This is a genomic window from Pseudomonas sp. SCT (genome assembly GCF_003864275.1).
Taxonomy (GTDB): Bacteria; Pseudomonadota; Gammaproteobacteria; order Pseudomonadales; family Pseudomonadaceae; genus Stutzerimonas; species Stutzerimonas stutzeri_AE.
The window spans coordinates 248,495-261,495 of sequence record NZ_BDJA01000001.1; the positions used below are offsets into that span (position 1 = coordinate 248,495).

A 13,001-nucleotide genomic window follows, 5' to 3' on the forward strand; every position below is an offset into this window, starting at 1 on the left:
CATGCAGAGCCTGGCGATCATCGGTGGTGGGCTGGTCGGGGCGAGTCTCGCGCTGGCATTGCAGGATGGCGCCCGTGAGCGCGGCTGGCGCATCCACCTGATCGAGCCGTTCGAACCCGGCCATGAGTACCAGCCCAGCTATGACGCGCGCTCGACTGCACTGTCCTACGGCACCCGGCTGATCTATCAGCGCCTCGGCTTGTGGGAGCGGATTGCCGAGCGTGCCGAACCGATTCTGCGCATCCACGTGTCTGAACGTGGCCGCTTCGGTGCTGCGCGGCTCGACTGCGCGAGTGAAGGCGTCGAGGCGCTGGGCTACGTGGTCGAGAACGCCTGGATCGGCCATTGCCTGTGGCAGGCGCTGGATGACGAGGTGGTGATCCGTCACTGCCCGGCGGAGATAGAGCGGCTGGAGCCCGGCGCCGCGGGCTATCGGTTGAGTTTCACCGACGGTCAGCGCCTGGAATGCGACCTCACCGTGCTGGCCGATGGTGGTCGCTCCGGCCTGCGCGAGCAGCTCGGTATCCATGTTTCGCGCCGGCCCTACGGCCAGACCGCGCTGATCGCCAACATCACCCCGGGCAAGTCGCACGGCGGACTGGCGTTCGAGCGCTTCACCGAAGATGGCCCGATGGCGCTGCTGCCGCTGCAGGACAATCGCTGCGCGCTGGTATGGACGCGCGCCCAGGCCGACGCCACGCGATTGGCGCAGGCGCATGAGGCGGTCTTTCTCGCCGAGCTGCAGGAAGCCTTCGGCTACCGTCTGGGCGCCTTGCAGCAGGTTGGTGCCCGACATCTCTATCCGCTGACGCTGATCGAGGCCGAAGAACAGGTTCGCGCTGGACTGGTGGTGCTCGGCAATGCGGCGCACAGCCTGCACCCGATCGCCGGGCAGGGGTACAACCTGTCGCTGCGCGATGTGGAAGCGCTGAGTGAAGCCTTGCTGCACAGTGACGCCGCGCTCGGCGACCTTGCGGTGCTGCAGGCGTATGCGCACAGGCAGCGCCTGGACCAGCGTCTGACCGTCGGTTTTTCCGATCAGGTCACCCGGTTGTTCGTCGACTCCGGCCGGCTGGTCGCGGCGGGCCGCAACCTCGGCCTGCTCGGCCTGGATCTGACGCCTTCAGCCAAGCGCTGGTTCGCTCGGCAGGCCATGGGTCTCGGGACTCGCCTAGGCTGACGCCGCCACCAGAAGGACTCTGCATGAGCGGCTCCCGTTTGGCGCGCAGGGCGCGGTTCCTGCGCTGGGCTTTGAATTTCTACCCGCCGTACCTGGGAGCGGGCGTGCGGGTGCGACATATCAGTGCAGATCTGCGCCTGGTTCAGGTAAAGATGGTGTTGCGCTGGTACAACCGCAACTATGTCGGCACGCAGTTCGGTGGCTCGTTGTACTCGATGGTCGATCCGTTCTTCGTGCTGATGCTCATGGAGAATCTGGGGCGCGACTACATCGTCTGGGACAAAGCGGCCAACATCGAATTCGTCACTCCGGGACGCGGTGCGGTGTACGCCGACTTTGCCATCAGCGACAAGCTGCTCGACGAGATTCGTGCGCACACTGCCGATGGCAGCCGCTACCTGCCGAAAATGCATGTCGAAGTGCGCGATGGCGAAGGCACGTTGGTGGCGCGGGTGCAAAAGACGCTCTACATACGACTCAAGCCGCGGGCGCGGCAGCCAGGAGAGAAATGATGCAAGCGGATCTGGTCATCGTTGGCGCCGGCATGGTCGGCAGTACGCTGGCGCTCGCCCTCGAAGGCTGCGGGCTGGACATCGTCGTGCTCGATGCGAGCCCGCTCGAAGTCGCCACCTTCGACCCGTCCGGCGACTTCGAGCCGCGGGTCAGCGCACTGTCCGCCGCCAGCCAGCGCATCTTGCAGCGGGTCGGCGCCTGGCCGGGCATGGCCGCACGGCGCGTCAGTCCCTACACCGACATGCACGTCTGGGATGGTTCCGGCACCGGCCAGATCCATTTTTCTGCCGAAACGGTGCATGCCGAGGTCCTCGGGCATATCGTCGAGAACCGCGTGGTGCAGGATGCGCTGTTGGAAACCATGCAGAGCCATGGCCAGGTGCGTTTGCTTGGCAACGCTCGCGTCGAACAACTGCTACGTACCACTGACGGCTGGCAGCTGACGCTCGTCGACGGCCGCGAGCTGCGCACGCCATTGGTGATCGCAGCGGACGGCGCCAATTCGGCGATACGCCGCCTGGCAGGCTGCGAAACCCGTGAATGGGACTATCTGCACCAGGCCATCGTGACCAGCGTGCGCTGCCGCGATCCGCACCAGCGCACCGCCTGGCAGCGCTTTACCGATCACGGTCCGCTGGCCTTCCTGCCATTGGAGCGCGATGGCGACCGGCACTGGTGCTCCATCGTCTGGTCGGTTACCGAGGCCGAAGCCACGCGCTTGATGGCACTGGATGATGTGGCCTTCCGTGCGGCGCTGGGTCGCGCCTTCGAGGAACGCCTGGGCGAGGTGCTCGAAGCCGATCCGCGGTTGTGCATACCGCTGCGCCAGCGCCACGCCAAGCGTTACGTGCAGCCGGGGCTGGCGTTGATCGGCGACGCCGCGCATACCATTCATCCGCTGGCGGGGCAGGGCGTTAACCTTGGTCTGCTGGATGCCGCCGTGCTGGCAGAAGTGATCAGGGCGGCCATAGCACGCGGCGAGCGGGTGGCCGATGTGCAGGTGCTTAGCCGCTTCGAGCGCCGCCGCATGCCCCACAACCTGGCGATGATGGCGGCCATGGAAGGCTTCGAACGGCTGTTCCAGGCCGATCCACTGCCGCTGCGCTGGCTGCGCAACACCGGCTTGAAGGCGGTGCAGGCGCTGCCGGAAGCAAAGGCAGTTTTCGTTCGTCAGGCGCTCGGACTGAGTGGCGATTTACCAGAGCTGGCGCGGCCCTAATAGCAAATTGATATTTACAAAACATTACCTGCACGATTTGTCGCATTGAGAAGGTAAATAACATTCACTACTATTCAGCCTCTGTTTCAACTCACCAAAGAGGCTGTTCCATGCAGGCAAGCAAAGGTTTACTCGCCGCCCTGGCGCTGACGGCGCTGTCGGGTGCTGTCCAGGCTGCCAACGAAGTAGTGGTTTACTCCTCGCGCATCGACGAGCTGATCAAGCCGGTGTTCGACGCTTACACCCAGAAAACCGGCGTCGCGATCAAGTTCATCACCGACAAGGAAGCCCCGCTGATGGCCCGCATCAAGGCCGAAGGCGCCAACACCCCGGCCGACCTGCTGCTGACCGTGGATGGTGGCAACCTCTGGCAGGCCGAAGAGATGGGCATCCTGCAGCCGCTGAACTCCCAGGTGGTCAAGGACAACATTCCGGCGCAATACCGCTCTTCCAGCGATGCCTGGACTGGCCTGTCGCTGCGTGCGCGGACCATCGTCTACTCGCCGGAGCGGGTCAAGGATGGTGAGCTGAGCACTTATGAAGCGCTGGCCGACAAGAACTGGGACGGCCGTCTGTGCCTGCGCTCCAGCAAGAAGGTCTACAACCAGTCGCTGACCGCCACCATGATCGAGACTCATGGCGCCGAGAAGACCGAGCAGATCATCAAGGGCTGGGTCGGCAATCTCGCCACCGACGTGTTTGCTGACGATACGGCACTGGTCCAGGCCGTCGACGCCGGCCAGTGTGATGCCGGTATCGTCAACACCTACTACTTCGGTCGCCTGCATGAGCAGAACCCGCAGCTGAAGGCCAAGCTGTTCTGGCCGAACCAGAACGACCGTGGCGTGCACGTGAACCTGTCCGGCATCGGCCTGACCAAGCACGCGCCGAATCCGGACGCCGCGCGCAAGCTGGTGGAGTGGATGACCAGCGAAGAGGCGCAGAGCATCTTCGCCGATATCAACATGGAATACCCGGCCAACCCGAGCGTGAAGCCTTCGGCCGAAGTGGCCGCATGGGGCGAGTTCAAGGCCGATACCATTCCAGTGGAGGTGGCTGGCAAGCGCCAGGCCGAAGCCATCAAGCTGATGGATCGCGCCGGCTGGAACTGATCAGCCTGTCGCGCTTGCAGCGGTGACGTGCGGCACACCAGCCGCGACGTTTGCCGCTGCGGTTATACTCGGCGCCCCGGCCTGGTCCGGGGCGTTGTCTTTTTTGCTGTCGAGGCTTGAGTGTCCCATCCCGTCGAGCGCCGCTGGTATCCCATCACTTTTGCCGTCGCGGCGCTGGTCCTGTTGCCGCTGAGCATTCTGCTGTTCAGCTGGAGCAGTATCGATACCGAGATCTGGTCGCACCTGTGGGATACCCAGATGCCACGACTGCTCGGCAATACCCTGACGCTGCTGCTTGGGGTTGGAGTCGGTGTGGTGGTACTTGGCGTCAGCCTCGCCTGGCTGACCGCACTGTGCGAATTCCCCGGGCGCCGCTGGCTGGATTGGGCGCTGATGTTGCCATTCGCCATTCCCGCCTACGTCTTGGCGTTCGTCTTCATCGGCCTGCTGGACTTCGCCGGGCCGGTGCAAAGCCTGGCGCGGGAATGGTTCGGCAGCGGTATCCGCTTTCCGCGGGTGCGTTCTACCGGTGGTGTCATCACCGTGCTGGTGTTGGTGTTCTACCCTTACGTCTATCTGCTCGCGCGCTCGGCATTCCTCGCCCAGGGCAAAGGATTGATGGAGGCGGCACGGGTGCTCGGGCAGTCACCCTGGCAGGCCTTCTGGCGGGTGGCATTGCCGATGGCGCGCCCCGCCGTCGGCGCCGGTCTGGCCCTGGCAATGATGGAAACCCTGGCCGATTTCGGCGCCGTGTCGGTGTTCAACTTCGATACCTTCACCACGGCGATCTACAAGACCTGGTACGGCTTCTTCAGCCTGACCAGCGCAACCCAGCTGGCCAGTTTGCTGCTGCTGGCAGTGATGCTGGTGCTCTACGGCGAGCGTCGCGCGCGTGGTGCGGCGCGCCCGGCCAACGAGCGGGCTCGCTCAGCGGCGCTCTACCGGCTGACAGGGGTGAAGGCGTTTGCGGCCAGCGCCTGGTGCGGCTTGGTATTTCTCTGTGCCTTCGTCATTCCGCTGCTGCAGTTGCTCGCCTGGCTGTGGCAGCGTGGCCGCTTCGACCTCGACGAGCGCTACGCCGGGCTGATCCTGCACACGCTCTATCTCGGCGGCATCGCCGCATTGATCGTGGTAACGGTGGCCTTGCTGCTGGCCTTCGCCAGGCGGCAGGCGCCGGTACGTTCGATCCGCAGTGCGGTGGGGCTGGCCAACCTCGGCTACGCCCTGCCGGGTTCGGTATTGGCGGTATCGATCATGCTGGCGTTCAGTTACCTCGACCAGAACCTGGTAATGCCGCTATCCAGCTGGCTTGGCGGCGCGGGCAAGCCGATCCTGCTCGGCAGTCTCGGGGCGCTGCTGCTGGCCTATCTGATTCGCTTCATGGCGGTTGCCTTCGGCCCGCTGGAAAATGCGCTGGCGCGGATTCGCCCGTCATTGCCGCAGGCGTCGCGCAGTCTGGGTGTCGGCGGCCCGGCGTTGTTCTTCCGGGTCTATCTGCCCTTGCTGCTGCCCGGCACGCTGAGCGCTGCATTGCTGGTATTCGTCGACGTGCTCAAGGAAATGCCGGCAACCTTGCTGATGCGCCCGTTCGGCTGGGACACCCTGGCCGTACGTATTTTCGAGATGACCAGCGAAGGGGAATGGGCTCGCGCCTCGCTGCCGGCGTTGACCCTGGTGCTGGTTGGACTGCTTCCGGTGGTGCTGCTGATTCGTCGCTCGGCACGGCGAATCGGCTAGCTGCACAAGCGATTGGCGCCGGCGCTGTAGCCAGCGGAGTGGCTGCTTCGGGCCACTGCGCGACCTCCAGTCTCCTGCTGCCTGATCCGCCGTGACCTGCCGCCACCTTGGGGCTACAATGCGCGCCATTCGAAAGTCGCCGGTCCCTGCAGGGCCCGGCTTTACTGACTTTTCCAATGCCGATTCGGCGACCTGCCCGGAAGGAGAAACCCATGGGTCAGCGTACTCCCCTCTACGATCAGCACCTTGCGCTTGGCGCCAAGATGGTCGACTTCGGTGGCTGGGACATGCCACTGCACTACGGCTCCCAGGTAGAAGAGCATCACCAGGTGCGACGTGATTGCGGAGTGTTCGACGTCTCGCACATGACCGTGGTCGATGTGGCCGGCGAACAGGCCACAGCCTATCTGCAACACCTGCTGGCCAACGACGTGACGCGCCTGAAAGGCACGGGCCGGGCGCTCTACACGGCGATGCTCAACGAGCGCGGCGGCGTGATCGATGACCTGATCGTCTACCTGAGCGAATGGGGCTACCGCCTGGTGGTCAACGCCAGCACCCGCGAAAAGGATCTGGCCTGGATGCAACAGCAGGCGGCCGGCTTCGCCGTCGAGGTCAAGGAGCGCCCGGAGCTGGCCATGCTGGCGATCCAGGGGCCGCATGCCCGTACGCGCACGGCCGAGCTGGTCAGCCAGGCACGCGCCACGCTGATCCAGGAACTCAAACCATTCCAAGGCTTGGCCGAAGGCGACTGGTTCATCGGTCGTACTGGCTACACCGGTGAAGACGGCCTGGAAATCATCCTGCCGGCCGAACAGGCGCCTGACTTTCTCAGCGAGCTGGTCGGCGCCGGCATCCCGCCGATCGGCCTTGGTGCCCGCGACACCCTGCGTCTGGAGGCCGGCCTCAATCTTTACGGCCAGGACATGACCGAAGACGTCTCGCCGCTGGCGGCCAACATGGGTTGGACCGTGGCCTGGGAGCCGACCGAGCGGGAATTCCTCGGCCGTGCCGCACTGGAGCAGCAGCGCGCCCAGGGCGACCTGCCCAAGCTGGTCGGCCTGGTGCTGGAAGAGCGCGGCGTGTTGCGTGCCCATCAGGTGGTGCGGGTGAACGGCGTTGGCGACGGCGAAATCACCAGCGGCAGTTTTTCTCCTACGCTTGGCAAATCCATCGCCCTGGCGCGCGTGCCGGCTGGTACAGGTGAGCGTGCGGAAGTGGAGATTCGTGGCAAGTGGTACCCGGTGCGGGTCGTGCAACCGACATTCGTGCGGCACGGCAAGGTACTGGTGTAAATTCGACCGACTGTTTTGCGCGACTGCTGTCAACAGCCTTGAGGATCCAACAATGAGCAATATCCCCAGCGATCTGCGTTACGCCGCCAGCCACGAGTGGGCCCGTCTCGAAGCGGACGGCAGCATCACCGTCGGTATCTCCGATCACGCCCAGGAAGCGCTGGGGGATGTGGTCTACGTCGAGCTGCCCGAGGTCGGACGTCGGCTCAATGCCGGCCAGGAAGCCGGTGTGGTCGAGTCGGTGAAAGCCGCGTCCGACATCTACGCGCCGGTGTCCGGTGAGGTAGTCGCGATCAACGAGGCGCTGGCCGATTCGCCCGAGCTGGTCAACAGCGACGCCTATGGCAGCTGGTTCTTCCGCCTGCAGCCGAGCGACCCGGCGGAGCTGGACAAGCTCCTTGACGCAGCCGCCTACCAGGCCGCCTGCGACGCCGACGCCTAAGCATCATCCGCAAAAGCCCCGCTCTGTCGGGGCTTTTGTTTTTTCCGAGAGTAGCAGCCATGCCGTATATGCCGAGCCTTTCCCAACTCCAGCAACCCGATGCCTTCCTGCGCCGTCACCTCGGCCCTGATCAGGCCGAACAGCAGGCCATGCTCGACGCCCTGGGCCTGACCAGTCGCGAACAGCTGATCGAGCAGACCGTGCCGCCGGCGATTCGTCTGCAGGACGAGCTGAGCCTGCCAGCGGCGCTGGACGAGCAGGCCGCGCTGGCCAAGCTGCGTGGTTATGCGGAGCAGAATCAGCTCTGGACCAGCCTGATCGGCATGGGCTACCACGGCACCATCACCCCGCCGGTGATCCTGCGCAACGTGCTGGAGAATCCGGGTTGGTACACCGCCTACACGCCCTATCAGCCGGAGATCGCCCAGGGCCGGCTGGAAGCGTTGCTCAACTATCAGCAGATGATCATCGACCTCACCGGTCTCGACCTGGCCAACGCCTCGTTGCTCGATGAGGCGACCGCAGCGGCCGAGGCCATGACCCTGGCCCGACGCATGGCCAAGAGCAAAAGCAATCGCTTCTTCATCGACGAGAATTGCCACCCGCAAACGCTCTCCGTGGTGCAGACCCGTGCCGAAGCGTTTGGCTTCGAACTGATGGTCGGCACGTTGGACGAGTTGGCCGGACAGGAGGTGTTCGGTGCACTGCTGCAGTACCCGGATACCCATGGCGAGATCCGCGATCTGCGGCCCGTCATCGAGCAGCTGCATGCGCAGCAGGCGCTGGCCTGCGTGGCGGCCGACCTGCTCAGCCTGCTGTTGCTGACCCCGCCGGGCGAACTGGGCGCCGACGTGGTGCTCGGCTCGACCCAGCGCTTCGGTGTGCCGATGGGTTACGGCGGCCCGCACGCGGCCTATTTCGCTAGCCGAGACGAGTTCAAGCGCGGCATGCCGGGACGCATCATCGGCGTGTCCAAGGACGCCCGTGGCAACATCGCGCTGCGCATGGCGCTGCAGACCCGCGAGCAGCACATCCGCCGCGAGAAGGCCAATTCCAACATCTGTACCGCGCAGGTGCTGCTGGCCAATATCGCCGGTTTCTACGCCGTCTACCACGGCCCGCAAGGCCTCAAGCGCATCGCCCAGCGCGTGCACCGGCTGACCGCCATCCTCGCTGCCGGGCTGGAGCAGAAGGGCATCGTCCGCGTCAATCAACATTTCTTCGACACGCTGACTCTCGAAGTCGGTGGCGCGCAGACCGCGATCATCGACAGTGCCGAAGCGGCGCAGATCAACCTGCGCATCCTCGGCCGCGGTCGTCTGGGCGTGAGCCTCGACGAGACCTGCGACGAGCGCACCGTCGAACAGTTATTGGCGATTTTCCTCGGCGCCGATCACGGCCTCGATGTCGCCGCGCTGGATGCCGGCGAGCTGGCCGGTGGCATTCCCGCAGGGCTGCAGCGTGAGAGCGGCTACCTGAGCCACCCGGTGTTCAACGCGCACCACAGCGAAACCGAGATGCTGCGCTACCTCAAGCAGCTGGAAAACAAGGACCTGGCGCTGAACCAGGCGATGATCCCGCTCGGCTCCTGCACCATGAAGCTCAACGCCACCAGCGAGATGATTCCGATCACCTGGGCCGAGTTTGCCAACCTGCATCCGTTCGTCCCACGCTGTCAGGCCCAGGGTTACAAGCTGATGATCGAAGAACTGGAAGCCTGGCTCTGCGCGATCACCGGCTTCGACGCGATCAGCATGCAGCCGAACTCCGGTGCCCAGGGCGAATACGCCGGCCTGGTCGCGATCCGCAAGTATCACGAGAGCCGCGGCGAAGGGCAGCGCGACATCTGCCTGATCCCGTCCTCGGCGCATGGCACCAACCCCGCCTCGGCGCAGATGGTCAGCATGCGTGTGGTCATCGTCGAGTGCGACAAGGGCGGCAACGTCGATCTGGAAGACCTCAAGCGCAAGGCCGCCGAAGCCGGTGACCGGCTGTCCTGCTTGATGATCACCTATCCGTCGACCCACGGCGTGTATGAAGAGAACGTGCGCGAAATCTGCGCGGCGATCCACGCCCACGGCGGTCAGGTGTACATGGACGGTGCCAACCTCAATGCCCAGGTCGGGCTGGCGCGGCCGGCGGATATCGGCGCCGACGTGTCGCACATGAACCTGCACAAGACCTTCTGCATCCCCCATGGCGGTGGCGGCCCGGGCATGGGGCCGATCGGCGTCAAGGCGCACCTGGCACCGTTCGTGGCCAACCATCCGGTGGTCGAGCTGGAAGGCCCGCAACCGGGCAACGGCGCGATCAGCGCGGCGCCCTGGGGCAGTGCTAGCATCCTGCCGATCAGCTGGATGTACATCGCCATGATGGGCCCGCAGCTGCGCGACGCCACGGAAGTCGCCATTCTCGGTGCCAACTACCTGGCCAATCGCCTTGGCGATGCGTTTCCCGTGCTCTACGCCGGGCGTAACGGCCGCGTTGCGCACGAATGCATCCTCGACCTGCGCCCGCTCAAGGCGGCCAGCGGCATCAGCGAGGAGGATGTCGCCAAGCGCTTGATGGACTACGGCTTCCACGCGCCGACCATGTCCTTCCCGGTACCCGGCACGCTGATGATCGAGCCCACCGAGAGCGAGTCGAAGGCCGAGCTGGATCGCTTCGTCGAGGCGATGCTGAGCATCCGCGCGGAGATCGCCAAGGTGCAGGACGGCGAATGGCCGGCGGACAACAACCCGCTGGTACGTGCGCCGCATACCCTGGCTGACGTGATCGGCGAGTGGGATCGCCCCTACAGCATCGCCGAGGCGGTGACGCCGAGTGCCCACGCCCGTGCGCACAAGTACTGGCCGGCGGTGAACCGCGTGGACAACGTCTACGGTGACCGCAACCTGTTCTGCGCCTGCGTGCCGGTGGATGCGTATCGCGACTGAGAGGGGATGACGGCCTGGGTGGTGTCGTTGGCGGCATCCACCCCGGCTCGGCGGGGCGGATCGATGGAAAGTGATCCGCTATTTGGCTGCGCTAGGTAGCCGGCGATCCCGCCGATGCACCGTGGGGTGGATGCTGCCTTTCACATCCGCCACGTGCCCGGAGGCATGGCGTGGTGGATCAGCGATGCTGCGCTACCTCAGGCTTCAGGCGCTTGCTCTTCCTCGGACTCTTCGTCCAGCAAACCCAGCCAGCTCGCCAGTACCAGCTGCGCTTCTTCAACGCCCTGCCGCTTGGGCGCGGAGAACAGCTGAACGCTGACGTCAGCGCCCCAGCCTTTTTGAATGTCGCGCTGGATCGCCAGCAATGCATTCTTCGCGGCGCCAAAGGCCAGCTTGTCGGACTTGGTCAGCAGGATGTGCAGTGGCATCTGACTGGCGCTCGCCCAGTCCAGCATCATGCGGTCGAATTCGGTCAGCGGGTGGCGAATGTCCATCATCAGGAACACGCCGGCCAGGCTTTCACGACTGCCCAGGTAGGCTTCCAGATGGCGCTGCCAGTGCTGCTTGAGCGGAATCGGCACCTTGGCGTAGCCGTAACCGGGCAAGTCGACCAGTCGGCGCTCCTCATCGAGACGAAAGAAGTTGAGCAGCTGGGTGCGCCCGGGGGTTTTCGAGGTGCGCGCCAGATTGGCATGGGTCAGGGTGTTCAGCGCGCTCGACTTGCCCGCGTTGGAACGGCCGGCGAAGGCTACTTCCAGACCCTCGTCGGCCGGGCACTGATCGACCTTGGCGGCGCTGATCATGAAGGTGGCCTGTTGGCAAAGGCCGAGAATCGGGTTTTTCGGTAGCATGGTCGTTCCGGTGAGTGCCACGGGTGCGGCAATGGTTCGTTTCCGTTTCAGAAACGGGAGTATATAATGCCGCAGTTTTTATGTGCGCTTTGGCCTGATATCGTGCTGCGCGTAGGGTTCGGACGGATCCGGATGCCTGTGCGGCGGTAGCGCCGCCCTGATGCGAATGCCAAGCGTGCCACTATAACGAGCGTCGCCCGGCTCGATTGCCATGCGCGACCCGATGAATTCCCTTTCAAACCCTTAGCCGTAGTTGGATTAGCTGATGAACAAAGTACTCGTGAGTCTGCTGTTGACCCTTGGCATCACCGGTATGGCCCACGCGGCTGGAGACGCCGAAGCTGGTCAGGGCAAAGTTGCAATGTGTGGCGCCTGCCACGGTGCGGACGGCAACAGCCCGGCGCCGAACTTCCCGAAACTCGCCGGCCAGGGCGAGCGCTATCTGCTCAAGCAACTGCAGGACATCAAGGCCGGCAGCACCCCGGGTGCTCCGGAAGGCGTCGGCCGCAAGGTGCTGGAAATGACCGGCATGCTCGACCCGCTGAGCGATCAGGATCTGCAAGACATCGCCGCCTACTTCTCCAGCCAGAAGGGCAGCGTCGGCTATGCCGATCCGGCTCTGGCCAAGCAGGGCGAGAAACTGTTCCGCGGCGGCAAGCTGGATCAGGGCATGCCGGCCTGCACCGGTTGCCACGCGCCCAACGGTGTCGGCAACGACCTGGCCGGTTTCCCCAAACTGGGTGGCCAGCATGCGGCTTACACTGCCAAGCAGCTGACCGATTTCCGTGAAGGCAACCGCACCAACGACGGCGACAGCATGATCATGCGTGGCGTTGCCGCCAAGCTGAGCAACAAGGACATCGAAGCGCTGTCCAGCTACATCCAGGGCCTGCACTGATCGCGACAGTAGGCTGATCGAGAAGGGCGTCCGGGCCAATAGTCCGGACGCCCTTCTGCGTTTAGGGGCTGGCTACGCCACCTTCGTCACGGTGCGGCATGGGCAGATGAAAAACGCTGGCGAGTCCCGGCGTTTTGCTGCAGCCTGTTGCGCCATCGGTCCGTCGTAAACAGGAGTACTTCATGCGCAATTTCCTACTCACTGCCATTTTTGCCGCTGCCAGCCTGTTCGGTGCTGCAGCCCAGGCAGCGGAGTTTCAGGCCGGCAAGGAATATGTCGAGCTGAGCAGTCCGGTGCCGGTCGCCGACCCGAGCAAGATCGAGGTGGTCGAGCTGTTCTGGTACGGCTGCCCGCACTGCTACCAGTTCGAGCCGGTGATCAAGCCCTGGGTCGAGCAGCTGCCCGAGGACGTGCAGTTCAAGCGCATCCCGGCGATGTTTGGCGGGATCTGGAACGTACACGGACAATTGTTTATCGCGCTGGAATCGATGGGCGTGGAGCCGAAGGTCCACGATGCGGTCTTCGCTGCCTACCATCAGGAGCGCAAGAAGCTCGCCACGCCTGACGAAATGGCTGATTTCCTTGCCGGTCACGGCATCGACAAGCAGGCCTTTCTGAAAGCCTACAACTCGTTCGGTGTGCGTGGTCGCGTAGAGCAGGCCAAAAAACTCGGCATGGCGTATCAGATCACCGGTGTGCCGGTGATGATCGTCAACGGCAAGTATCGTTTCGATCTCGGCTCGTCCGGCGGCCCGGAGCGCACCTTGCAGGTGGCCGACTTCCTCATCGAAAAAGAACGCGCGGCGCGGTAAGCCGAA

Annotated in this window: 11 protein-coding genes; 10 read left to right on the forward strand and 1 reads right to left on the reverse strand. The window is 64.4% G+C overall.

Annotation, left to right across the window (positions count from 1 at the left end; all coding sequences use genetic code 11):
- Position 1 precedes the first annotated feature (1 nt).
- The 8 genes from ubiH (at position 2) to gcvP (ending at position 10,434) form a co-directional block, all read left to right on the forward strand.
- Entirely contained in the window at positions 2-1,180 is a 1,179-nt protein-coding gene (gene ubiH, locus BHD08_RS01275) for a 2-octaprenyl-6-methoxyphenyl hydroxylase (RefSeq protein WP_125020540.1), read from the forward strand.
- A gap of 23 nt (positions 1,181-1,203) precedes the next feature.
- On the forward strand, positions 1,204-1,692 hold the full coding sequence (locus BHD08_RS01280; protein ID WP_125020541.1) for a DUF4442 domain-containing protein: 489 nt from the start codon (positions 1,204-1,206) through the stop codon (positions 1,690-1,692).
- On the forward strand, positions 1,692-2,912 hold the full coding sequence (locus tag BHD08_RS01285) for a 2-octaprenyl-3-methyl-6-methoxy-1,4-benzoquinol hydroxylase (protein ID WP_125020542.1): 1,221 nt from the start codon (positions 1,692-1,694) through the stop codon (positions 2,910-2,912). Before BHD08_RS01280 ends, BHD08_RS01285 begins: the two co-directional genes overlap by 1 nt.
- 110 nt (positions 2,913-3,022) lie before the next feature.
- On the forward strand, positions 3,023-4,024 hold the full coding sequence (locus BHD08_RS01290) for an extracellular solute-binding protein (RefSeq protein ID WP_125020543.1): 1,002 nt from the start codon (positions 3,023-3,025) through the stop codon (positions 4,022-4,024).
- Positions 4,025-4,144: 120 nt separating this feature from the next.
- The gene (locus BHD08_RS01295) at positions 4,145-5,761 is read left to right on the forward strand and encodes an iron ABC transporter permease (protein WP_125020544.1); all 1,617 of its coding nucleotides are present in this window, start codon (positions 4,145-4,147) and stop codon (positions 5,759-5,761) included.
- A gap of 212 nt (positions 5,762-5,973) precedes the next feature.
- Positions 5,974-7,056: a glycine cleavage system aminomethyltransferase GcvT gene (gene gcvT, locus BHD08_RS01300; protein ID WP_125020545.1), complete on the forward strand. Its 1,083-nt coding sequence runs from the start codon at positions 5,974-5,976 to the stop codon at positions 7,054-7,056.
- A 52-nt stretch (positions 7,057-7,108) separates the two neighbouring features.
- On the forward strand, positions 7,109-7,498 hold the full coding sequence (gcvH, locus tag BHD08_RS01305) for a glycine cleavage system protein GcvH (protein WP_125020546.1): 390 nt from the start codon (positions 7,109-7,111) through the stop codon (positions 7,496-7,498).
- A 59-nt stretch (positions 7,499-7,557) separates the two neighbouring features.
- Positions 7,558-10,434 carry an aminomethyl-transferring glycine dehydrogenase gene (gene gcvP, locus BHD08_RS01310; RefSeq protein ID WP_125020547.1) on the forward strand — a complete coding sequence of 959 codons (2,877 nt, stop codon included), beginning with the start codon at positions 7,558-7,560 and terminating at the stop codon, positions 10,432-10,434.
- Between the two features lie 197 nt (positions 10,435-10,631).
- On the opposite strand, the gene yihA is transcribed toward gcvP, so the two are convergent.
- Positions 10,632-11,285 (reverse strand): ribosome biogenesis GTP-binding protein YihA/YsxC, encoded by a 654-nt coding sequence (yihA, locus tag BHD08_RS01315; RefSeq protein WP_125020548.1) that lies wholly within the window; start codon positions 11,283-11,285, stop codon positions 10,632-10,634.
- 265 nt (positions 11,286-11,550) lie between these two features.
- Here yihA and BHD08_RS01320 point away from each other — a divergent pair, with 265 nt between their 5' ends.
- Both BHD08_RS01320 and BHD08_RS01325 read left to right on the forward strand, forming a co-directional pair.
- Positions 11,551-12,183 (forward strand): cytochrome c, encoded by a 633-nt coding sequence (locus BHD08_RS01320; RefSeq protein WP_038655996.1) that lies wholly within the window; start codon positions 11,551-11,553, stop codon positions 12,181-12,183.
- 182 nt (positions 12,184-12,365) lie between these two features.
- The gene (locus tag BHD08_RS01325; RefSeq protein ID WP_015275200.1) at positions 12,366-12,995 is read left to right on the forward strand and encodes a thiol:disulfide interchange protein DsbA/DsbL; all 630 of its coding nucleotides are present in this window, start codon (positions 12,366-12,368) and stop codon (positions 12,993-12,995) included.
- The last annotated feature ends 6 nt before the right edge of the window (positions 12,996-13,001 follow it).

Excerpts from the sequence above, each read along its gene's own strand:
- BHD08_RS01285 (WP_125020542.1), top strand. The coding sequence starts at position 1,692 with ATGCAAGCGGATCTGGTCATCGTTGGCGCCGGCATGGTCGGCAGTACG.
- BHD08_RS01320 (WP_038655996.1), top strand. The coding sequence starts at position 11,551 with ATGAACAAAGTACTCGTGAGTCTGCTGTTGACCCTTGGCATCACCGGT.
- BHD08_RS01280 (WP_125020541.1), top strand. The coding sequence starts at position 1,204 with ATGAGCGGCTCCCGTTTGGCGCGCAGGGCGCGGTTCCTGCGCTGGGCT.
- gcvT (WP_125020545.1), top strand. The coding sequence starts at position 5,974 with ATGGGTCAGCGTACTCCCCTCTACGATCAGCACCTTGCGCTTGGCGCC.
- ubiH (WP_125020540.1), top strand. The coding sequence starts at position 2 with ATGCAGAGCCTGGCGATCATCGGTGGTGGGCTGGTCGGGGCGAGTCTC.
- gcvH (WP_125020546.1), top strand. The coding sequence starts at position 7,109 with ATGAGCAATATCCCCAGCGATCTGCGTTACGCCGCCAGCCACGAGTGG.
- gcvP (WP_125020547.1), top strand. The coding sequence starts at position 7,558 with ATGCCGTATATGCCGAGCCTTTCCCAACTCCAGCAACCCGATGCCTTC.
- BHD08_RS01325 (WP_015275200.1), top strand. The coding sequence starts at position 12,366 with ATGCGCAATTTCCTACTCACTGCCATTTTTGCCGCTGCCAGCCTGTTC.
- BHD08_RS01290 (WP_125020543.1), top strand. The coding sequence starts at position 3,023 with ATGCAGGCAAGCAAAGGTTTACTCGCCGCCCTGGCGCTGACGGCGCTG.
- yihA (WP_125020548.1), bottom strand. The coding sequence starts at position 11,285 with ATGCTACCGAAAAACCCGATTCTCGGCCTTTGCCAACAGGCCACCTTC.